This window comes from Streptomyces sp. 2114.4, assembly GCF_900187385.1.
GTDB classification, from domain to species: domain Bacteria; phylum Actinomycetota; class Actinomycetes; order Streptomycetales; family Streptomycetaceae; genus Streptomyces; species Streptomyces mooreae.
Map to the genome: position 1 here is coordinate 785,330 of NZ_FYEY01000001.1, position 20,405 is coordinate 805,734.

Below are 20,405 nucleotides of genomic sequence, written 5' to 3' on the forward strand. Positions count from 1 at the left end.
TCTGCGGTTTCCCGGTAACCCGGTGATGCGGGAGGCGCTACGCCCGCCGCTGCGACGGGCCCTGCTCGGTGAGGACACGCTCTTCGAACTCGAACTGCGGGCGTTCGGTGCGCCGTCCGGCGGACCGGCGGACCAGCAGCACCCCGGCGCCCGGCAGGCTCGCGACGAAGGCGAGCACACCGTAGATCACGGCGGTGGTGAGCCCCTGCGCCGCGCCTAGACCGGCGGCGCCGAAGGCCCAGGCGGCGGCGCCCTCCCGCGGGCCCCAGCCGCCGACGTTCAGCGGCAGCGCCATCGCGAGCAGCGCCAGCACCACGAGCGGCACCAGTTCGGCGGTCGGTGCGTCGGCTCCCGCGACCCGGGCGGCCAGCACGAACATCCCGAGGTAGCCCGCCAGGACCGCCGCGGAGGAGAGCAGGACGCCGGGCCAGACACCGCGGGCGAGCAGGCCCTGACGCGCTTCGGTCAGCACGGTGCGCAGGGCGCGTTCGGCCCGCGAGGCGCCCCGCCGCCGGCGCAGCAGAGCGGCGGCCGCCACCAGCAACACGCCCCCCGCGGCCGCGGTCAGTGCGACGGCGGGTGAGGTGAGGAAGCGGGTGACCGGCGCCAGTACGGGCGAGGGCCGGGCTAGCAGCACCACCGCCCCGGCGACCAGCAGCACGACCTGGCCTGCGGTGCGTTCCAGGACCACCGCCCGCACGCCCCGGCCGAGGTCGCCGGAGTGCCGGCCGTGGCGTACGGCGCGGTGCACATCGCCCAGGACGCCGCCGGGCAGCGCCGCGTTCAGGAACAGCGCCCGGTAGTAGTCCGCGACGGCGCCGCCCAGCGGCAGCCGCAGGCCGAGGCCGCGGGCCACCAGGCACCACCGCCAGGCGCTGAACACCGTGGTGAGCAGGCCGATGGCGAGGGCGGCCAGCAGCGTGGCGGCGTCGATCCTGCGCAGTCCGTCCAGGAAGGCGTCGGAGCCCAGATGCCACACCAGTGCCACCAGGATGCCCAGTCCCGCGAGCAGCCTGAGCCACGCCGCCCAGCGGGAGCGGTTCACCCCGCGCTCCCGGCAGCAGCGGGCCCGGGCAGCGCCAGCAGATCCGTGTGGTGCACCACGACGGACAGGTCCCCCGCCGCGCACTCCTCCAGCCGCCGGCGCAGATAGGCCACCGCCTCAGGGGCCAGCTCCGGCCGCTGGGCGTGCGCCGCGCCGACCCAGCCGCGCAGCCACTCCGCGGTCAGCGCGGATTCCGCGCAGCCCAGCCGCCAGGGGCTGGGCCGCACCAGCACGGTCGCACCGCGTCGCTCGAACGCCGTGACCGCCGCCGCGATCGCGTCCGGCCCGAGCAGGGCGCGGCCCTGGTCCGTGCGCCGCTGATGGTCGTTGAAGGCCTCGGTGATCTCGGCGTCGAACGGGTCGGAGGGGGTCAGCTCGACCCGTCCGGCGACGGAGAGCGCCAGCAGCACGGGGGAGCCCGCGTCCATACAGGCCTCGGCAAGCGCCTCCACCTCCTCGCGGGTGAGCAGGTCGAGCAGCGCGGAGGCGGTCACCAGCGAGGTGCCGGCGAGATCGTCGGCGGTGAGGTCGGCCAGGTCGCCGCGCCGGGTCGTGGTGTCAACGGGCGTGCCGTCGGCAGCCGTGACCGGCAACCGCGCACCGGCGTGCGTGAGCAGCAGCGGGTCGAGGTCGTGCAGGATCCAGTGCTGAGGGCCGGGCAGCCGGACGGCGAGCCAGCGTCCCATCGAGCCGGTGCCACAGCCGAGATCGCGGATCACCAGATCCCCGGTGCTCCCGGAGCCGGCGGCCGCGGGCCGCCCGGACATCCACTGCAGCAGTGGCTGCAGCAGCTCGGGTGCGCGGGCGGCGGCATCGGCGCGCTCGCGCAACTCCAGCCACCGCGGGGCGAATCGGGGCCTCTCGGGCGCGTTCACCGTATGCTCCGGATCTCGTCCCGAAGCATTTCCAGCGCTCCGGCCAGACTGTGCGACGTCATCTCCCACCCCTCCAGCATGGCACGACGTCCGCGTGCCGCGGTCTTCAGCCGATCACGCAGGTGCGGATCGCCCAGCCAGTCACGCAGCGCCCCGGCAACGGCCGCGGGCCGGCCGGCCGGTACGAGCAGACCGGGCACACTGCCGTCGGGCGCCCGCCCGACCGCTTCCGGTACGCCGTCAACCTCCGTCGCCAGCACCGGAATCCCCCGGGCCAGCGCCTCGGTGACGACCATGCCGTAGGTCTCCGCGTACGAGGTGAGGACCAGGAGGTCGGCCGCGGCGTAGCGGGCCTCCAGGTCGGCGCCCGCCCGCGGTCCGGTGAGGGCGATCCGGTCGTCGAGGCCGGACTCCGTGACCCGGCGCCGCAGTTGGGCGACGTAAGCGGGGTCCCGGTCGAGTCCTCCGACGCAGGCGCAGCGCCAGGGCAGCTCGGTGACGGTGGCAAGGGCCTCCACCAGGAGGTGCTGCCCCTTGCGCGGGGTGACCGCGGCGACGCACAGCAGCCCGGTGCCGTCGTCGGTGCCCGGCGCGAGGGGCGCGGCATCGGCTCCGGGCCTGGCGACCCGGACCCGGGCCGGCAACAGCCCGTGGTGGGCGACGAGCTTGCGGGCCGCCCACTCGCTGGTGGCCACGACGGCGCCCACGGCGTGCAGGGTGCGGCGTTCGAGGGCGTCCAGCTCCGCCGCCACGGCGGAGTCGAGTCCGGTCTCGTCGGCCAGCGGCAGATGGACCAGTACGGCGAGCCGCAGCCGTCCCGCCTCGGGTTCCAGGATGTCGGGGACGCCACAGGCGACCAGGCCGTCGAGGAGGACCACCGCACCGTCGGGCAGCGCCGCCAGGTACCGCACGAGCCCCGCGCGAGCGGCGGCGTCCGGCCGCGGCCAGCTGCCGGGCGCCGCGTACGGGCGCACCTGCCAGCCCGCCGCCGGGAGGTCGCGGCACACCCGGCGGTCGTAGGTGTTGCCGCCGCTGGGCACCGCCGGATCGTCGACGTCACCGGGGAGGACGGCATGCACCACACGCTCCGCCGCTGCGGTGGCGCCGGTCGGGGTCACAGGGTGCGCTCGTACGTCGCCCAGGCGATGTGCGACTCGTGCAGGGTGACCGATATCCCCGCCAGTTCGCGGGCGCCCGCACCGAAGTTGCCCGCCTCGATGCGGTCGGCGAGCCGGTCCGCGATGACCTTGGCCAGGGCCTCGGTCGAGGTGTTGATGCCGGCGAAGTCGGGCTCGTCGTCGAGGTTGCGGTAGTTCAGCTCACCGATCACGGCGCCGAGTTCCTGGGTGGCCAGGCCGATGTCGACCACGATGTTGTCGGCGTCGAGCTCCGCGCGGCGGAAGGTGGCGTCCACGATGAAGGTCGCGCCGTGCAGACGCTGCGCGGGGCCGAAGACCGCGCCACGGAAGCTGTGGGCGACCATGAGGTGATCGCGGACGGTGATGCTGAACAAGGCCGTTCCTCCGGTGTGATGTCGGTCTCAGTGAGGTGTCGTCGGAAAGCGAATTGCGGGCGCTGCCCCGGCGGTTGTCAGCCGTCCGCCGGCCCGTACCGGATGCGGTGGCAGAGCGCCGGGAGGTCGCCGGAGGAGAGCTTGGGCAGCACCCGCGGCAGGTCCTCGAAGGCCGACTCACCGGTGATCAGCGCATCGAAGGCGCGGTCGGCGAGCAGGTCGAGGGCGACCGCGAGGCGGTCGGCGAAGGTACGGCGGGGCCGGGCCGGGGAGACCGTGCCCACCTGGCTGCTGCGGACGACCAGCCTGCGGGAGTGGAAGGCCTCCCCCAGCGGCAGGCTGACCTGCCGGTCTCCGTACCAGCTCAGCTCGATCACGGTGCCTTCCGGCGCGAGCAGTTCGAGCGAGCGGGCCAGCCCCTGTTCGGTGGCGCTGGCGTGTACGACCAGGTCACAGTCGCCCCGGGCGTCCGCGGGCGGCGCGAAGTCCACCCCCAGTGCTCGGGCGGTGGCGGCGCGCGCGGGGTCGGCGTCGACCAACTGCACCCGGACCCCGGGGAAGCGGGCCAGGACCGCGGCGACGCTGCAGCCCACCATGCCCGCGCCGACCACCGCGATCCGGTCGCCGACCAGCGGCGCGGCGTCCCACAGGGCGTTCACCGCGGTCTCCACCGTGCCCGCCAGCACGGCCCGTGCGGCGGGGACGGTGTCCGGTACCGGGGTGACGGCGCTCGCCGGGACGACGAAGTGCGTCTGGTGCGGATACAGGCAGAAGACCGTGCGGCCCAGCAGGTCGTGCGGGCCCTCCTCGACCACGCCTACATTGAGGTAGCCGTACTTGACCGGTGCCGGGAAGTCGCCTTCCTGGAAGGGCGCACGCATCACGGCGTGCTGACTCTCGGGCACGCCGCCACGGAAGACCAGGGTCTCCGTTCCACGGCTCACTCCGGAGCAGACCGAGCGCACCAGGACCTCACCGGCGGCGGGCTCCGGAAGGGCTTCCGTCCGGATCTCGCCCTGACCTGGAGCGCTTAGCCAAAAAGCACAAGCGGCACGCGGCATCGGGATCCTCCTGGACGCTACGGCGATGGTTCATCGATGCTGGGGATCATGAGGACGCCGTCACCCTACGCGGCGCCCTTCGACTCCGCTACACATCCCGGGAGGCAGGGTGGCCGTACAAGAGCTCTACGACACAAGGCCGTTCGGACCGGACATTACGGCCGGTATGGGTGTTCAACTGCTGGTTCTGGAAGTCCTGTGCCGGGTGGACGGTCTGGGCACCGTGGGGTGGTTCACGGGGTGCCTCTTCGCCGTGGCCACCTGGGGCGTGCTCACCGTCGCACTGCGCCGGACGTGGACCACGTCGTTCGGGCCGGCCAACCGCGTCACACTGGCCCGCACCATCCTCGTCGGCGGGGTGACCGCGCTGGTGGCGGACTCCTTCGCCCGGCACACACCGGTCACCGTGCTGATCGTGTTCGCCGCCGTGGCGCTGGTCCTGGACGCGGTCGACGGACAGGTGGCCCGGCGCACCGGAACGGCGACGCCGCTGGGGGCGCGCTTCGACATGGAGGTCGACGCGTTCTTGATCCTGGTGCTCTGCGTCCATGTCGCGATCCCGCTGGGCGCCTGGGTACTGGCCATCGGCCTCATGCGGTACGCCTTCGTCGCGGCGTCCTGGGTGCTGCCGTGGCTGCGCGGTGACCTGCCGCCCAGCATGGCCCGCAAGACCGTGGCGGCGCTGCAGGGTGTCGTACTGGTCGTGGCCGGTACGGGGATCCTGCCGCGGACCTCGGCGGCCTGCGCGGTGGCCGTGGCGCTGGGGCTCCTCGTGTGGTCCTTCGGACGCGATGTGGCGTGGCTGTGGCGGACCGGAGCGGGCCAGGCGTCCGCGGTGGGCATCGGCACCCCGGTGCTCGCCGGCCTCCGCGTCACGTCCCGGCGTGCCGGCCCAGATAGATGACCAGTGCCAGGAAGACCAGCAGCAGATGGGTCACGACGATGGAGAGCAGCACCTGCCGCCATGGGCTGCGCCGTGGAGCCCGGTGGGCGAGCAGTACCGCACCGGGCAGCCGCGCCAGCTGCGTTCCGGGGCGCACCGCGGTCGCACGGGCCCGGCGGACGCCGCAGCGCGGCGGGGGGCGGTGGCGGGCGACGCTCTCCGGGCACGCCCGGCCGTGTCCGCGAGCGGTGCGCAGCGGCCCCCGTCCGGGGGGACGTCCCCGGCAGGGCCGTACGGTCCCCGGTCCGAGGGGCGTGGGTATGCAGGTTCGGGAGCGGACCGCCCGCCAGGGCGGCGGTCCCTTACGCCGTGGTGATCCGGACATCCGCTTCACCCTTTTCCGCTGGTGAACGGGCGGACCTTGCCCGCGCGGCCATCGTCCTCGGGGTGCGGGGTCCGAAGGGGCCGGAGGTCCCGAAAGAGGCGGATCACGAGACCGCCCCCACCCCGCCGGGCGCCGGCCGGGCGCCCGCCTCGGCCTGCCGCAGCTCGGTGAGGAGCGCGTGCTGCCCGGCAAGCACCTCGGTGAGGACCCGGCGGGCGGCGCGCAGCAGCTCCGCGACATCGCCTCCGGCCAGTTCGTAGACGACGGTGGATCCGCTGCGGGTGGCCGTGACCAGGCCCGAGCGGCGCAGCACGGCGAGTTGCTGGGAGAGCGCGGACGGCTCCACCTCGAGCGCGGAGAGCAGCCCCCGCACCGGCATCGGCCCGTTCTGGAGCAGTTCCAGCACCCGGATACGGACCGGATGACCCAGCATCCGGAAGAAGTCGGCCTTGGCCTGACAGCGCGGAACCCAGGCACCGTTCATGCCCGCACCCCGCTCCCGGGACCGGGCCCGGACCGCGCCGCGCGCACCCGTATCCGTAGCCGTATCCCTACCGGTTCGGCGAAACCGCCCACGCATATCCTCCGCGTTCAGGCCGACCGGCCGTCGCGTCATCTGTTGAATTGCGGAATTCTGCAACTGTAGACGACGGGGTCGGGCAACTTGAATGGGTGTACCGGACAAACCGGGGCCACGCACGGCGCGAACGCCCCGGCGCCGCCCGCTCCACCCGGCCGACGCCACCCCGGCACCCTCCGTCCCCGTCGGCGCCGGGCCGCAGGTTCCGCCGTCCGCCCGGACCGTGGTGCCGGACCCGGATCGGGCGAACTCACCTGCTTACCAGGCAAGTTACCGCACACCCGGGCAGGCCCCCTCGCCGCCTGCACGTCCGGGAAGCCGCCGTCCGCGAGGCCAGCCCCTTCCGGACGCCGCCTCGTACGTTCCGTGTGGAGCGCAGCGCGGCGGAGCGGGCGGGCTGACGCCGGCGGCCCCCAAGGCCCGGGATGCCCCGGACGGCCCCGGACGCGGTGCTCCCCGGCAGGCTCCCAGCGGCCGCCGCCCCCCGTTCGGCGCCACCTCCCGGGGCCGTTGGGGTGATCAAACGCGCCGGCGGCCCTGAGCGGGTGTCGTCGGGCGGGGCTGACGCGTTGGTCTTCCGTGACCTTTTCCCGCGTCCGTCCATGGTTTCTGCCGACCAGCCTCGCGGCCTTCCTGACCGAGGCATGGCCGGACGGATCGGCTGACGACCCGTCGGACGTCCGGCCCGACGCCCCGTCCGATACCCGGTCAGGTGAGGATGCCCCGGCCGGCTGCCGGCCGGGGGCCGAGGCGTTCGACGCTGCCGACGAGGACTGCCGGAAACCCGCTGACCGGCCCTGATCGGCCCTCCGGTGCGGCGCCCGGCAGCGGACTTGACGGCGTGTCGAAAGCTGGCCTCTGCACGCACCGTCATCATCGGGTCACCACATGTGGCGAGCGGAAGTGATCGCCCATAGCTTCGCTTCATGGCGCTACGACAGATGAAATACATGGGCTGCGTCGCCGCGATGCTGGTCGGCGGACTGGGCGCGGCATCGCCGAGCGACGCAACGGAACGACTCGTCGTCCACCCCGGTCAGTCGATCCAACGGGCGGTGGACAGAGCGAAGCCGGGTGACACCGTCATCATCCGGCCCGGCCTCTACCGGGAGAGCGTGGTCATCCGCAAGTCGCGGCTGCGCCTGGTCGGTGCGGGCCCCAAGACGGTGATCGGCCCGACCGGCAAGCGGGCCGGGAACATGTGCGCGAAGGCCGGCAACGGCATCTGCGTCATCGGCGCGGCGGGCAGGCCGCTGCGGGATGTCAGCATCCGTTCGCTGACCGTCAAGGGCTTCAAGAAGAACGGCCTCTGGGCCTCCGGCACCGACCGGCTGGCCGTGCGCCACGTGTACGCACGGAACAACGGCGTGTGGGGCATCGCCCAGGAGAAGTCCGTCCGCGGACTGTTCCGGGACAACGTCGTCACCGGCAACGGCGACTCCGGGATCTTCCTGGCCAACACGGTCAAGGAGGAGGGCGGGGCCACCGACACCCGGGGGGCCGCGGTCACCGAGAACTACCTCGCGAGGAACCGGGTCGGCATCACGGTACGCCGCGTCAGAAACCTGGTGATCGCCCACAACACCATCACCAGGAACTGCGCCGGCGTCTTCGTCGTCGGCGACGAGTCCCGGCCCCGGGCGGGAGCCCTGGCGGTCCGGAACAACACCGTCGTCAAGAACAACAAGTACTGCCCCGCCAACCCCCGCCTGCCGTTCCTCCAGGGGTCCGGCATCGTCCTCACCGGCGCCGAGAAGACGCTGGTGCGGCGGAATCTGGTCCGCGACAACGTCGGCAAATCCCCGCTCTCCGGCGGCATCGTGCTCTTCCACAGCTTCGTGAAGGCGACCAACGAACGCAACCTCATCATCGACAACCTCGTGCTGCACAACAAGCCGGTGGACCTCGCCGACCGCGACCCCAAGGGCAAGGGAAACCGGTTCATCGACAACATCTGCCGGACCTCACAGCCGCCCGGTCTGTGCCGACGGCACGAGGCGCACGAGGCGCAGCCCTCTTCAACCGGAGAATAGAGGCGCAATGACCACCGTAAGTCCCACCCCCCAGCCGGCCATGCGGCTCAGGGAGCTCGTCTTCGGCGCCGCCTGTGCGGCGGCCGTACGGGCGGCGGCGCAACTCCGCGTCGCCGACGCACTGGGCGACCGGCCCAGCACCGCGGAGGAACTGGCCGCCGCAGTCAAGACCGAGCCGCGTCCGCTGGACCGGCTGCTGCGCACCCTGTCGTGCTACGGGATCTTCGAGGAGACCGACGACGGCAAGTACGTCCACACCGAGATGTCCCGGCTGCTGCGGGAGGACACCCCCAACAGCCTGCGGTACATCTCGCTGTGGTGCACCGAGCCGTGGACCTGGGCGGCCTGGCCGCGGCTCGACGACGCGGTGCGCACCGGCCGCAGCGTCTTCGACGACCTGTACGGCAAGAGCTTCTTCGAGTACCTGCACCAGGACGCCAGGGACTCGGCCGAGGTCTTCAACCGCGCGATGACCACGTCCAGCAAGCAGTCGGCGCAGGACATCGCGGACCTGCTCGACCTCAGCGGTGCGTCGTCGGTGGCGGACATCGGCGGCGGCCAGGGGCATGTGCTCGCCAGCCTGCTGGAGAAGTACCCCGCTCTCGAAGGCACCCTGCTCGACCTGCCCACCGTGGTGGCGAACCCGGACCCCCGGCTGCGCGACGGCGGCCCGCTCGCCCCACGGGTGCGGGTCGTGCCCGGCGACTGCCGCGAGGACATTCCGGTCCGGGCCGATGTCTACATCATCAAGAACATCCTGGAGTGGGACGACGAGAGCACCCGCAGGACGCTGCACAACGTCGTCGCGGCCGCCCGCCCCGGCGCCCGCGTCGTGATCATCGAGAACCTCGTGGACGACAGCCCCTCGATGAAGTTCACCACCGCCATGGACCTGCTGCTGCTGCTCAACGTCGGCGGCGCCAAGCACACCAAGGCGAGCCTGGTCAGCCGGATGGCGGAGGCCGGCCTCAAGGTCGGCGAGATCCGGGAGGTCAATCCGTACCTGCACGCGTTCGAGTGCACCGTCCCCGAATGAGCATGACCCGGCACGGCAGGCCGCCCGGTGAGGAGAGCGCTCCTCACCGGGCGGCCTTGCCCGTATCCGGGACGGCGCGGGAACCGGGGGATCGCCTCGGCTCCGCGTACGCGTCAGCCGCTGCCGTCGCGCTGCCAGCTGTAGAACTGCTGGGCCATCGCGTCCTTGGGGCTTCGCCAGGTCTCGGGGTCGTACGCGCTGACGAAGGCGGACAGCTTGTCGCTGACGGCGCGGAACTCGGGGTGTTCCGTCACCTTGGCGATCTCGGGGCCGGGCGGCCGGTCGGATTCGATGAGGTGCAGATACACGTCACCGAACTGGAAGAGGGTCCGTCGCGAGACGCCGACCAGCTGCGGCAGTTCCGTACGGTCGGAGGCCCGGAAGACCTCGGCGATGTCCGGAGCCGAACCGGGCGCCATACGAGCGACGATCAGAGCGTGATGCATCGGAAAGATCCCTTCATTGCCGCCGGGCGGCGGTCCGCACGCGGCCTGGCGGGCCGTCAGCTGACGGTGGTGGACCGAAGCTCGCGGTCCCGCTGCTCGATGCGGTCGCGGATGAGCTCCATCTGGATCCGGGAGTTGCGGTTGATGAGCTCGGTCATGCCCTTGTCGTCGACCGGGGCGTCGGGCTTCATCGCGAAGTCCTGGGTCCAGTGCATGGAGGTGCCGCCGGGGATCTCGGCGTACTTCCAGTGGATGTCCATGTGCGCGAACGGGCCGGTCTCCACGCGGCGGGCACGCACGGTGCGGTTTTGTCGGTCGATGACGCGCTCGGATACCCAGCTCCAGACCGTGCCGTTGTCGTCCGGGTGCATCGTCAGCCGGAAGGTGGTCTTGTCGCCCTCCCTGGACAGCACCTCGACCGAGGCGTACTCGCTGAACAGCTGCGGCCAGTTCTCGATGTCGTTGGTGATGTCCCAGACGAGGTCGAGCGGCGCCGCGATGGTGATGTCGTTCTCGGTGTGGCCGGACATGTCAGGCTCCTGTCGTAGACACGTTCTCTTGGACGGTGGGGACGGTTTGCGCGGCGTTGACGAGGGCGAGGAAGTCGCGCGGCGTCTTGCAGCGCTCCGCGTCGGTCGGCATCGGCCGGCCCTGCCGGTTCTCCAGCTCGCCGACGATGCCGAGGAGGCCGAGCGAGTCCAGGCCGAACTCGTTGAACGTCGCATCTTGCCGGTTCGCCAGCTCCTTCGGGTCGACGGTGAGCCCGGCGGCGGACTTCATCAGCGCGGCGAGCTCATTGAGCGTCAGTTGAGCGTTCATGTGCGGTTCTCCTTCTCACGAGGGGGACGGGGAGCCCTTCCGCAGCACCATTGCCGCGTTCGAGCCCATCAGCCCCCGGCTCAGCACCAGCGCCGTCCGCAACTCGGCGGGACGGGCCCGGCCGGTCACCACGTCAAGGTCGTGGCAGACGTCGACGACGTTGGGGGTGGGCGGCACGACGCCCTGTTCCATGGAGAGCACCGCGGCCGCGGTGTCCAGAACGGGGGCGCCGCAGTACGCCCGCCCGGTGCCGGTCTTGGGTGCGGTCACCGGGACCTGCGAGGCGTGCCGGCCCAGGGCGTCCGCGATCGCCAGCGCCTCGGCCCGGTCGGCCGCGGGGACGCCGAGCGCGTCCGCGAACACCACATCGATCTCCTCCGGGGCGCACCGCGCATCCGCCAGTGCGCCACGGATCGCATGCGCGAGCCCGTCCCGGGACTCCTCCCACAGGGAGGCTCCGGTGAAGGTCGCGGCGTGCCCGGCCAGTACGGCCCGGACGCTCGCCCCACGGCTCACGGCCGCCGCCTCTTCCTCGACGATCAGCATCGCGCCGCCCTCGGCGGGGACGAAACCGCAGGCACCGCTGGTGAACGGGCGGTAGGCGCGGGCCGGATCGTCGAGCTTGCTCAGATCGTCGTAGCCGAGCTGGCAGACGACCGAGTAGGGGGCCAGAGGTGCCTCGGCGGCACCCACGACGACGGCATCGGTGCCGCGCCGGATGGTGCGGCCGGCGTGCGCCAGGGCGTCCAGACCGCCCGCCTCGTCGCTGGCCACGACTCCGCAGGGCCCCTTGAAGCCGCCGCGGATGGAGATCTGTCCGGTGCTCGCCGCGTAGAACCAGGCGATCGACTGGTACGGGCCGACGTGGCGGGAGCCCTGGCCCCAGAGCCGTTGCAGTTCCCGCTGGCCGAACTCGCCGCCTCCGGATCCGGCGGCCGTGACGACGCCCACCGCGAACGGTGAGTCGTTGTAGTCGGCACGGCCGAGCCGGGCGTCGTCCAGCGCGAGGTTGGCCGCCGCCATGGCGAAGTGGGTGAACCGGTCGGTCTGGACGAGGTAGCGCTCCTCGATCAGATCCGCCGGATCGAACCCGCGGACCTCGCCGGCGACCTTGAGCGGAAGATGCTCGCACCCCTCACGGGTGACGCGGTCGAGGACGCTGATGCCCTCGACCGTCGCCTTCCAGAAGGTCTCGGTGCTCACCCCGTTGGGGGCGATGACACCGATGCCGGTGACGACGGAACGACGTGTTTTCGGGGAGCTCATGATGCCCTCCCACCCTGTCGGGTCAGTACCACCGCTGACTGGAATCCACCGAAGCCGCTGCCGACCGAGAGCACCGAACGCAGCGGCAGCTCCCGTGCGGTCCTGGGCACATAGTCGAGATCGCACTCCGGGTCCGGAGTCTCGTAGTTGGCCGTGGGCGGCACCACTTGATGGGTGAGTGCCAGCACGCAGGCCACGATCTCGATCGCACCGATGGCCCCGAGCGAGTGGCCGACCATGGATTTGATGGAACTCATCGGGATGTTGCGGGCGTGTGCGCCGAGCGAACGCTTGACCGCGGCCGTCTCGTGCCGGTCGTTCTGCTGGGTGCCCGAACCGTGCGCGTTGACGTAGTCGACCTGGGTGGCGTCGATCCGGGCGTCGCCCAGGGCCCGGTTGATCGCCTCGGCCATTTCCAGGCCTTCCTGGGTGAGACCGGTCATGTGGTACGCGTTGCCGAAGGTGGCGTAGCCACGGATCTCACAGTGGATCGTCGCACCGCGGGCGCGGGCGTGTTCCAGCTCCTCCAGGACGAGGACGGCGCCGCCCTCCCCCATCACGAATCCGTCGCGGTGGGCGTCGAACGGCTTGGAGGCGTGGGCGGGATCGTCGTTGTTCGCGGAGGTCGCCTTGATCGCGTCGAAGCAGGCCACGGTGATCGGGGAGATCGGTGAGTCGGACGCGCCGGCGATGCACACATCGACCCGGCCCTCCTCGATCGAGTGGAAGGCGTACCCGATGGCGTCGAGACCGGAGGTGCAGCCCGTCGAGACGGTCTGCACCGGGCCGTGGGCCCCGATCCGCTCCGCCACTGCGGAGGCGAGCGAACTGGGAGAGAACGCCCGCTCCAGATAGCGGCCGGCCGGCCGGTGGTCGACATCCCACCGTGCACCGTGGTTGCTGACGGCGACATAGTCGTGCTCCAGGCGCGTGGTACCGCCGACCGCGGTGCCCAGGGACACCCCGATACGCCAGGGGTCCTCTCTCTCCGTGTCCAGGCCGGCGCTGCGCAGCGCCTCGTCCGCGGCGACCATCGCGAACTGGACGTACCGGTCGGAGCGGGCCACCTCCTCCTCGCTCAGCCCGTGGGCCGCGGGATCGAAGTCGCACTCGGCGGCGATACGCGAGCGGAACCCCTCCGGGTCGAAGAGGGTGATGCCACGGGTCGCCGTGCGGCCTGCGGACAGCAGGTCCCAGAAGGCGGGCACACCCACACCGCCCGGAGCGACGATCCCGACGCCGGTGACCGCCACACGGCGGGTCATGACACGGGCTCCGTGCGTTCCGGTGGTGCGGCCGGTGTGCTCTCTTCCGTGCCCTCGGTGTCGACGTGGCCGAGCTCCGGGCGCGGGGCCAGCGGGCCGAGGTGGAAGACCATCCGGGCCTCCACGTCTCCGACATTGCGGAAGCGGTGCCGCATGTACGGGGGGATCAGCAGCCCCTGGTCAGGGCGGAGCGGGTGCGGTTCCCCGTCGAGGTCCACTTCGAGCGCGCCTTGGACGACGTACACGAACTCCTCGGAATAGGGGTGGTAGTGCTCGCCGATGCGCTCGCCGGGCTGCACGAGTGCCATGCCCATGAAGCCGCTCGTGGCGCCCACCGCGCTGGGTGTCAGCATGGCGCGCAGATCACCTCCGCGCCGGCGGTTGGGCTGGGTCTCGCTGAGGTCCACGATGCGTGGGCGGTACGTGGTCATGGCTGCTTCCTCCAGGGGCTGGGGCCGGGGTGAATGAGGGGAGAGACCTGCTGCGGCCGGGCCCGTTCAGGCGCCGGGTGCCCGGCGGTCCGTGATGAGGGCCATGTCGGCGCGCTCCAGGAAATGTGCGAGTTCCCGGTCGTTGGACAGACCGCCGGCCACTTCGGTGTCGAGCAGACGCCGCAGCACGGCCGTCTTCCGAGGGCCGCGCACGCCGAGCGCCAGCACGGGATCGCTCTCGATCGGGATCCGGAGATCGATGAGGCGGACGACCACGTCGTCGCGCTGGAAGATGGTGCTGCCGGCGATGGGGCAGGTCGCATCGTCCGCGGCCAGCTCGTCCTGGCGGGCGAGCATCTGGGCCAGCGTCATACCGCAGCCTTCCTTGGCGGGGTAGAACAGCGCATGCCGCTTGATGCCGTCGGGCTGCTGTCCGCCCGAGGCGACGTGGTGCACCGCGGGCAGGGCTGCGCGGGTGAAGAACACCCGGGCGGAGTTCGGATCGCTGAGGTCGCGGTCCTGCTCCAGATAGGGATTGATGGCCTCCTCGACGGCCCGGACCTCGGGCTGCTGGGAGATGTGCCGCAGCGCCGCGACCAGGTCGCCCTGCACCTCGACCGCGCGCACGACGCGGTTGCCGTGCATGAAGAGAGAGGTGCGGCGCAGCCGGGTGGTGTCGTCGACCCGGGCCTCCGGGGAGGTGTACCCGGCGAGGATGTCCGCGACCATCGATTCGCTGCCCGGCTTCACGGTGAAGGTCAGCGCGTGCCGGACCACCCCGTCGCCGACGCGGGGGTTGGCCTGCAGGCGGCCCTTGGGAGGCTCGGGCGCGAGACGGGCGACGTTCGAGGTCTCGCGCAGGACGCTGAAGCGCAGCGACCGGGTGTCACGGACACAGCCGTGCAGCGGCTGGACCATCTTGACGTGTTCCTCGCTGTTGACCCAGGCCAGGAAGGGCGGTGCGCTCTCCCATTCACTGGTGATGAGCCACTGGGAGGGGTTCTCGATGGACTGGCACAGCTGGTCGGTGATGTGTCCGGGGACGGACGCGACCTGGTTGCGCAGGTGCTCGTAGGCTTCGAGGAAGTCCTGCTGGGCTCCGTCGTGGAGGTCCAGCAGCAGCACGACCCTCAGCCGGGAGCCGTCGAAGGCCGACTGGGATATTCGTTCCGACAGCGTTGTCATCGTCTACGCATCTCCTTCGGGGCCCGATGGCCCCAGTGGTGCGTCGTCAGTTCCGGTCGATCCGGGTGACTGAGCCGGATGGTGGGGACGGCCTGCCGCGTGTCGCGGGGGGCGTCCCGGATTCGATCGTCGCCGCGACCCACGGGTGGCGCGAGATCTGTGAGCCATGCAGGTGAACCGTGATCGAACAGGCTCTGAGCCGGGCATTCGTGCTCCATCTGCCGTAAGCGTCCCTGGAGCTGGAGCACGCAATGAATCCCACCGTCGAAGACCGGGTGCCGGTACTCGTCGTGGGCGGGTCCCTGGTCGGCCTGTCCGCGTCGCTGTTCCTGGGACGCCTGGGCATCAGACATCTGCTGGTCGAGAAGCACGCGGACACCTCCCGCCACCCGCGCGGACGGGGCAACAACGTCCGCACCATGGAACTGTTCCGGGTGGCCGGCGCGGAGCAGGGGATCCGCGAGGCCGCGTCGGTCCTGGCCGACAACCACGGGATCCTGCAGGCCCGTTCGCTCACCGGCGACGACCACGAGTGGCTGTTCAAGGAGATCGACCCGGGCGGCGGGCTGGCCCGCATCAGCCCGTCCGCCTGGTGCCTGTGCAGCCAGAACGACCTGGAGCCCGTACTGGTGCGCTGTGCCCGCGAGCACGGTGGTGACCTGCGGTTCTCCACCGAGCTGAGCTCCTTCGAACAGGACGCGCAGGGGGTGCGGGCGACGCTGAGAAACCGGGAGACCGGTGAGCTGTCCACCGTGCACGCGGACTACCTGATCGCCGCCGACGGGCCCCGCAGTCCGGTCCGCGAGCGGCTGGGCATCGGCCAGACGGGGCCCGGCGACCTGTTCCACAACGTGAGCATCACCTTCCGCGCGCCGCAGCTCGCCGAGGTCGTCGGCGACCGCCGCTTCATCGCCTGCTACTTGACCCACCCCGAGGCCGACGGCGCCCTGCTGCCGGTCGACAACAAGGCGGACTGGGTCTTCCACGCCCCCTGGCACCCCGACACGGGCGAGACCCTGGAGGACTTCACCGACGAGCGGTGCATCGACCACATCCGCCGGGCAACAGGCGTACCGGGCATGGCAGTTGAGATCACCGGCAAGGCCCCGTGGCACGCCGCCGAGCGGGTCGCCGAGCGGTACGCGGACGGCCGGGTCTTCCTCGCCGGCGACTCGGCCCACGAGATGTCCCCCACCGGCGCGTTCGGCTCCAACACCGGCATCCAGGACGCCCACAACCTGGCCTGGAAGCTCGCCGCCGTGCTCAACGGCGCGGCGGGCCCGGAGCTGCTGGCGACCTACGAGGCGGAGCGGCAGCCGGTGGCGCGGGAGACCAGCGCCCGCGCCTCGGCGCGCTCGGCCGAGCACAGCCACCCGGGGTACGCACCGGCCCCCGGGGCGGCCGGCGGCCGGCAGCGCGGGGTGCTCACCGTCGCCCTGGGGTACTGCTATCCGCAGGGCGCGGTCGTCGGCGCCGACCCCACGCTGCCGGTGGTACCCGACCAGATGCGGCTCACGGGCGAACCGGGCACCCGCGCCCCGCACATGTGGCTGCGGGCCGGCGGCGAGCGGCGCTCGACCCTCGATCTGTACGAGAAGTCCTTCGTCCTGCTGACCGGGACGGACGGCGAGATGTGGCGCACCGCGGTCAAGGGCGCCAACGAGGAGTTCTCCCTCGGGCTGGACTGCTACCTGATCGGCACCGGTCCGAACGACGACCTGGCTCCCGAGGACGGCGCCGACTGGGCCGAGAAGCACGGGACGACGCCCGAGGGTGCGGTGCTGGTGCGCCCCGACGGGTTCGTGGCGTGGCGGGCCGAGGGGCGGGTGGCCGACCCCGAGGCGGCGCTGCGGGAGGTCCTTGCCGCGCTGCTGTGCCGGAGCTGACCCGCCCGGCGCACCCCCGCCCCGTACCCACAGCGGCGGCCGGGTGGGGTGACGGACAAGACTGTCGCTGACGGAGGGGCCGGTGGAACATCCACCGGCCCCTCCGTCACGCGCGAACGTATCTTCTGCCCGTCACCACCGCAGGGGCATCTCGGGACCGCCCCGGCCGCGTCCCGCAACTCGGGGGCCGATTTCCGGTTGAGTCCGGGCATGGACGCCAAGAAGCCCGCCTCGCACCCCTTTCAGCGGATCTCCCTCCCCCACCAGCCGCCTGCCCTGCCGCCGCCTGCGCTGCCGCCCCCGCCCCGCAGGCGCGCCGCCCGGCCGAGGGGGAGACGCCGATCTTCGACCAGCTGCTCAAGGAGTGGCGCGCGGGGGCGATCCGGCCGGTCGTGTCCTGGCCGGTCGACGATCCGGGGAAGATCGGGACGGGCGGCGCGGTTGGCACGGATGCTGGCCGTCCCTATCCGCGGCCCCGTGACGAGGAGCATGCCCGTGAGCCTGTACGACATCCCCCTGCGCACCCTGACCGGTGAGCCCGCTTCGCTCGCCGACTACCGGGGCAAGGCCCTGCTGGTGGTGAATGTGGCGTCCAAGTGCGGGCTGACCCCGCAGTATTCCGGTCTGCAGCGGCTGCAGCAGCGCTACGCCGACCGTGGCTTCAGTGTGCTGGGCTTCCCCAGCAACCAGTTCGCGGGCCAGGAGCCCGGCACCGCCGAGGAGATCGCCACCTTCTGCTCGGCGACGTACGGCGTGAGCTTTCCGCTGTTCGAGAAGACCGACGTCAACGGCGCGGACCGGCACCCGCTGTACACGGCGCTGACCGGCGCCGAGGACGCCGAAGGGGCGGCCGGTGACGTCCAGTGGAACTTCGAGAAGTTCCTGATCGATCCCCAGGGCCGGGTTGCGGGCCGCTTCCGGCCGCGCACCGAGCCGGAGGCCGAGGAACTGGTCACCGCCATCGAGGCGGCCCTGCCGGCCTGAGTCCCGGTGCCGCGCCGCCGGGCCGTGGGCGGGGGCGGTCCGTCGGCGCTCTGCGGCATACGGCCGGGCGGCGGCCTGGCGTCCGGGGGCCGGGCGGCGAGGCGCGGGTCAGGCGACGGCCGTGCCCGCGGCGTCCGTGGCCGTGTCCGGGACCGCGGCCGTCACCGCGGCCGTATCCGTGGCCGTGTCCGGGACCGCGGCCGTCACCGCGGCCGTATCCGTGACTGCGGTCGATCCGGATGCTCCGGCGGCTCCGCCCCCGTCGTCGCCCCCGGTCTCGTCGGACAGGATCTCGAAGCTGCCGGTCAGCCCGGTCATCCGCAGCAGCCGGGCGACGCTCCCGCCGCCGAAGACGCCCGTCAGCCGCAGCCGGCCGCCGCGCTGCCGCGTCCGGTAGCGGGCGCGGCTCAGCAGGGACAGTCCGGCGCAGTCGATGAACGTGACCGCGCGGACGTCGACCACGAGGTCGGTGCCCTGCGTACCGGTGATCTCGTCCAGCCGGTCGGACAGCACCGACACGGCGAGAATGTCCAGCTCACCGCGGAGTTCCAGCACGGTCGTGCCGCCCGGGGCGCTGCTGGGCCCCACGAGTCTCGGGTAGTACTGACCTGTTTCCATCGGCCCGGCCCACTTTCGTGCCGAGGCGCGGGATATGGCCACGCGTCTGCGGCGGAGATGTTCGGAAGGTGTGGGGGGCGCCCGGCGCGATCCGGGCGGTTCGGCCCGTTACCGGGTCGTCGGTGGTGCGGCGGTGTGTCGGCTGAGTCCCTGTGTTTCTGCTGCTGTGCACGTAGTTGTCTACGGCTTACCCGCGGGCCGCGCCCTCAAAGTCCCGGCGTGCGCCTGAGCTTCAGGTTGTCTCAAAGTCGCCCCTGGCGGGCGTGGCCAAGATAGATGGCCACGAGCCGGGCCGCGGGGCCTGACCGGCAGCGCGGGCTGTCGGATCCCGGGTACCCCTTGCACCGCCACCCAGGTGACCGGCCCACCGACGCCTCCCCGGCACCCCACCCGGGCACGCATCCCGAGAGCCCCCAATAGCACTCTTTCGGGCGAATTACACTGTCCGGACCGCCGGAAAGTGAGAGGTGTGTCCTGAAGCCGCCGGAGCCCGCGGGAGATCTCCCCAACCGCACCGCGCAGAGCCTGCGCGAGCTCGCCGGTGGGCCGGTCTCCCGGCTTCCGCAGCTGCTGGAGGCGATGGCGGCCGTCGGCTCCGACCACGACCTGGGCCGCGCCCTGGGCCGCATCGCCGAGACCGCCGCCTCCCTCACGGGTGCGCGCCACGCCGCCGTCAGCCTCCGCGACGAGGACGGCAACGGGCCCGGCGAGCCGGTCACCCACGGCGCACCCCCCGAAGGTGAGCCGCCCGCCGGAGGCTTTCTGGAGGTGCCCGTCCAAGTGCAGGGGGAGCTGTTCGGCACGCTGTCCGTCGCGGGGAAGGGCGACGGCGGGCAGTTCAGCGACGCGGATCTGCACCTGGTGCGGATACTGGCCACCGAGGCCGGTATCGCCCTGAGCAATGCCCGGCTGCACTCCGCCGCCCGGCAGCGCCGGCGCTGGATCGACGGCGCGGCATCCATCACCACGGCGCTGCTGGCCGGGCCCGAGACCGGCTCGACGACCGCCAACGCCCTCACGGTCGTCGCGGAGAAGGGCCGGGAGCTGGCCGAGGCGGCGACCGGGGCGGTCCTGCTGCCGCACGCCGAGGGCGGTATGGAGGTCGTGGCGATCTCCACCGCGCTGTCCGAGGCCGTACGGACCGAGGCGTACCGCGGCAGGATTCCGCCCCGGAGTCCGGTCGTCCACCAGATAGACGCCGGGCTCGCGGTCTTCTCCGACGACTTCGCCGACGACCCGCGCTCGGTCTCCCCGATATCGCGGCACTACGGCCCGGCGATGCTGCTGCCACTGCGCAGCAGCGGGCGGGTGCTGGGCGCCCTCGCACTGTGCCGGATGTCCGGCGACCGCCGCTTCAGCCACACCGAACGGACCCTGGGCACGCAGTTCGCCGCGCAGGCCGCGGTGGCGCTCGTGCTGGCCGACCGGCACCGGGACCGCGAGCGGCTGGCCGTCTTCGAGGACCGCGACCGCATCGCCCGCGATCTGCACGATCTGGTCATCCAGCGGCTGTTCGCCACCGGGATGCTGCTGGAGACCGCCCGGCGCAAGGCGCTGGTGCCGGAGGTGCGGGAGGGGGTGGGCCAGGCGGTCGACGAACTGGAGGCCACGATCCAGGAGATCAGAACGGCCATCATCGCGCTGCAGCAGGGACCGCCCGAGGCCCCGCCCGGCCTGCGCACCCGGGTGCTGCGGGAGGCCGGCGCGGCCACCGCGGCGCTCGGCACCCGGCCGTCGGTCCGGTTCACCGGTCCGGTCGACACCCGGGTCGACGACAAGGGCGCCCGTGAGCTGCTGGCCGCACTCCGCGAGGCGCTGGCGGACGTGACCGCCCCGGCCCCGGCACCGGCACCGTCACGGGCGCCGGCCCGGGTGGAGATCGCCGTGGACGTCACCGCCCCGCTCCCCGACGGCCGGCCGGGCATCCGGCTGACGGTGACCGGCCCGGACGGCGCCGGCCGGCCCCTGATCTGGGAGCGTCCGCTCCGGGGCGGGTGCGACGCCTGAGCCGCCTTTGGTCCCCTGTCCGGCGCGCCCGGCGGGTGAAACCACCGGAATCGCTTGACCTCAACATTGGTTGAGGTCATACGTTCC

Annotated in this window: 21 protein-coding genes; 6 read left to right on the forward strand and 15 right to left on the reverse strand. The window is 72.3% G+C overall.

Going from position 1 to position 20,405, the window contains the following annotated elements:
* Positions 1-37: 37 nt before the first annotated feature.
* The 5 genes from CFW40_RS03295 to CFW40_RS03315 form a co-directional block, all read right to left on the reverse strand.
* Positions 38-1,045 carry a lysylphosphatidylglycerol synthase domain-containing protein gene (locus tag CFW40_RS03295; RefSeq protein ID WP_176956587.1) on the reverse strand — a complete coding sequence of 336 codons (1,008 nt, stop codon included), beginning with the start codon at positions 1,043-1,045 and terminating at the stop codon, positions 38-40.
* Positions 1,042-1,920 carry a class I SAM-dependent methyltransferase gene (locus tag CFW40_RS03300; protein ID WP_088796326.1) on the reverse strand — a complete coding sequence of 293 codons (879 nt, stop codon included), beginning with the start codon at positions 1,918-1,920 and terminating at the stop codon, positions 1,042-1,044. The genes CFW40_RS03295 and CFW40_RS03300 overlap by 4 nt, the downstream gene beginning before the upstream one ends.
* The gene (locus tag CFW40_RS03305; RefSeq protein WP_088796327.1) at positions 1,917-3,038 is read right to left on the reverse strand and encodes a glycosyltransferase family 4 protein; all 1,122 of its coding nucleotides are present in this window, start codon (positions 3,036-3,038) and stop codon (positions 1,917-1,919) included. Before CFW40_RS03305 ends, CFW40_RS03300 begins: the two co-directional genes overlap by 4 nt.
* Entirely contained in the window at positions 3,035-3,433 is a 399-nt protein-coding gene (locus CFW40_RS03310) for a 6-carboxytetrahydropterin synthase (RefSeq protein ID WP_088796329.1), read from the reverse strand. Before CFW40_RS03310 ends, CFW40_RS03305 begins: the two co-directional genes overlap by 4 nt.
* A gap of 77 nt (positions 3,434-3,510) precedes the next feature.
* Positions 3,511-4,494: a zinc-binding alcohol dehydrogenase gene (locus tag CFW40_RS03315; RefSeq protein WP_088796332.1), complete on the reverse strand. Its 984-nt coding sequence runs from the start codon at positions 4,492-4,494 to the stop codon at positions 3,511-3,513.
* Positions 4,495-4,660: 166 nt separating this feature from the next.
* Here CFW40_RS03315 and CFW40_RS03320 point away from each other — a divergent pair, with 166 nt between their 5' ends.
* Positions 4,661-5,398: a CDP-alcohol phosphatidyltransferase family protein gene (locus tag CFW40_RS03320; RefSeq protein ID WP_088796335.1), complete on the forward strand. Its 738-nt coding sequence runs from the start codon at positions 4,661-4,663 to the stop codon at positions 5,396-5,398.
* Here the strand turns inward: CFW40_RS03320 and CFW40_RS37785 are convergent.
* Both CFW40_RS37785 and CFW40_RS03330 read right to left on the reverse strand, forming a co-directional pair.
* The gene (locus CFW40_RS37785) at positions 5,367-5,534 is read right to left on the reverse strand and encodes a hypothetical protein (protein ID WP_256331615.1); all 168 of its coding nucleotides are present in this window, start codon (positions 5,532-5,534) and stop codon (positions 5,367-5,369) included. The genes CFW40_RS03320 and CFW40_RS37785 overlap by 32 nt on opposite strands.
* Positions 5,535-5,865: 331 nt before the next feature.
* Positions 5,866-6,246: a helix-turn-helix transcriptional regulator gene (locus CFW40_RS03330; RefSeq protein WP_088796338.1), complete on the reverse strand. Its 381-nt coding sequence runs from the start codon at positions 6,244-6,246 to the stop codon at positions 5,866-5,868.
* Positions 6,247-7,268: 1,022 nt separating this feature from the next.
* Here CFW40_RS03330 and CFW40_RS03335 point away from each other — a divergent pair.
* Together CFW40_RS03335 and CFW40_RS03340 are read left to right on the forward strand one after the other, a co-directional pair.
* Positions 7,269-8,375, forward strand: coding sequence for a nitrous oxide reductase family maturation protein NosD (locus CFW40_RS03335; protein ID WP_088796340.1), 1,107 nt, complete (start codon positions 7,269-7,271; stop codon positions 8,373-8,375).
* 7 nt (positions 8,376-8,382) lie between these two features.
* Positions 8,383-9,411: a methyltransferase gene (locus CFW40_RS03340; protein WP_088796343.1), complete on the forward strand. Its 1,029-nt coding sequence runs from the start codon at positions 8,383-8,385 to the stop codon at positions 9,409-9,411.
* A gap of 113 nt (positions 9,412-9,524) precedes the next feature.
* On the opposite strand, the gene CFW40_RS03345 is transcribed toward CFW40_RS03340, so the two are convergent.
* From CFW40_RS03345 to CFW40_RS03375, 7 genes are all read right to left on the reverse strand, one after another.
* Positions 9,525-9,857, reverse strand: a complete 333-nt coding sequence (locus CFW40_RS03345; RefSeq protein ID WP_088796345.1) for a TcmI family type II polyketide cyclase — start codon at positions 9,855-9,857, stop codon at positions 9,525-9,527.
* Positions 9,858-9,913: 56 nt separating this feature from the next.
* The gene (locus CFW40_RS03350) at positions 9,914-10,387 is read right to left on the reverse strand and encodes an SRPBCC family protein (protein ID WP_088796346.1); all 474 of its coding nucleotides are present in this window, start codon (positions 10,385-10,387) and stop codon (positions 9,914-9,916) included.
* Position 10,388: 1 nt separating this feature from the next.
* On the reverse strand, positions 10,389-10,676 hold the full coding sequence (locus tag CFW40_RS03355; protein WP_088796349.1) for an acyl carrier protein: 288 nt from the start codon (positions 10,674-10,676) through the stop codon (positions 10,389-10,391).
* Between the two features lie 15 nt (positions 10,677-10,691).
* The gene (locus CFW40_RS03360; RefSeq protein WP_088796350.1) at positions 10,692-11,942 is read right to left on the reverse strand and encodes a ketosynthase chain-length factor; all 1,251 of its coding nucleotides are present in this window, start codon (positions 11,940-11,942) and stop codon (positions 10,692-10,694) included.
* Positions 11,939-13,207: a beta-ketoacyl synthase gene (locus CFW40_RS03365; protein ID WP_088796353.1), complete on the reverse strand. Its 1,269-nt coding sequence runs from the start codon at positions 13,205-13,207 to the stop codon at positions 11,939-11,941. Before CFW40_RS03365 ends, CFW40_RS03360 begins: the two co-directional genes overlap by 4 nt.
* Positions 13,204-13,638, reverse strand: a complete 435-nt coding sequence (locus tag CFW40_RS03370; RefSeq protein ID WP_088796354.1) for a cupin domain-containing protein — start codon at positions 13,636-13,638, stop codon at positions 13,204-13,206. Before CFW40_RS03370 ends, CFW40_RS03365 begins: the two co-directional genes overlap by 4 nt.
* A gap of 66 nt (positions 13,639-13,704) precedes the next feature.
* Positions 13,705-14,823: a SchA/CurD-like domain-containing protein gene (locus tag CFW40_RS03375; protein WP_088796356.1), complete on the reverse strand. Its 1,119-nt coding sequence runs from the start codon at positions 14,821-14,823 to the stop codon at positions 13,705-13,707.
* Between the two features lie 251 nt (positions 14,824-15,074).
* Here CFW40_RS03375 and CFW40_RS03380 point away from each other — a divergent pair, with 251 nt between their 5' ends.
* Together CFW40_RS03380 and CFW40_RS03385 are read left to right on the forward strand one after the other, a co-directional pair.
* On the forward strand, positions 15,075-16,709 hold the full coding sequence (locus CFW40_RS03380; RefSeq protein ID WP_088796357.1) for an FAD-dependent monooxygenase: 1,635 nt from the start codon (positions 15,075-15,077) through the stop codon (positions 16,707-16,709).
* Between the two features lie 495 nt (positions 16,710-17,204).
* The gene (locus tag CFW40_RS03385) at positions 17,205-17,693 is read left to right on the forward strand and encodes a glutathione peroxidase (RefSeq protein ID WP_088796359.1); all 489 of its coding nucleotides are present in this window, start codon (positions 17,205-17,207) and stop codon (positions 17,691-17,693) included.
* 108 nt (positions 17,694-17,801) lie between these two features.
* On the opposite strand, the gene CFW40_RS03390 is transcribed toward CFW40_RS03385, so the two are convergent.
* The gene (locus CFW40_RS03390; RefSeq protein WP_256331614.1) at positions 17,802-18,311 is read right to left on the reverse strand and encodes an STAS domain-containing protein; all 510 of its coding nucleotides are present in this window, start codon (positions 18,309-18,311) and stop codon (positions 17,802-17,804) included.
* 579 nt (positions 18,312-18,890) lie between these two features.
* Here CFW40_RS03390 and CFW40_RS03395 point away from each other — a divergent pair.
* The gene (locus CFW40_RS03395) at positions 18,891-20,318 is read left to right on the forward strand and encodes a GAF domain-containing protein (protein WP_306427421.1); all 1,428 of its coding nucleotides are present in this window, start codon (positions 18,891-18,893) and stop codon (positions 20,316-20,318) included.
* Positions 20,319-20,405 lie beyond the last annotated feature (87 nt).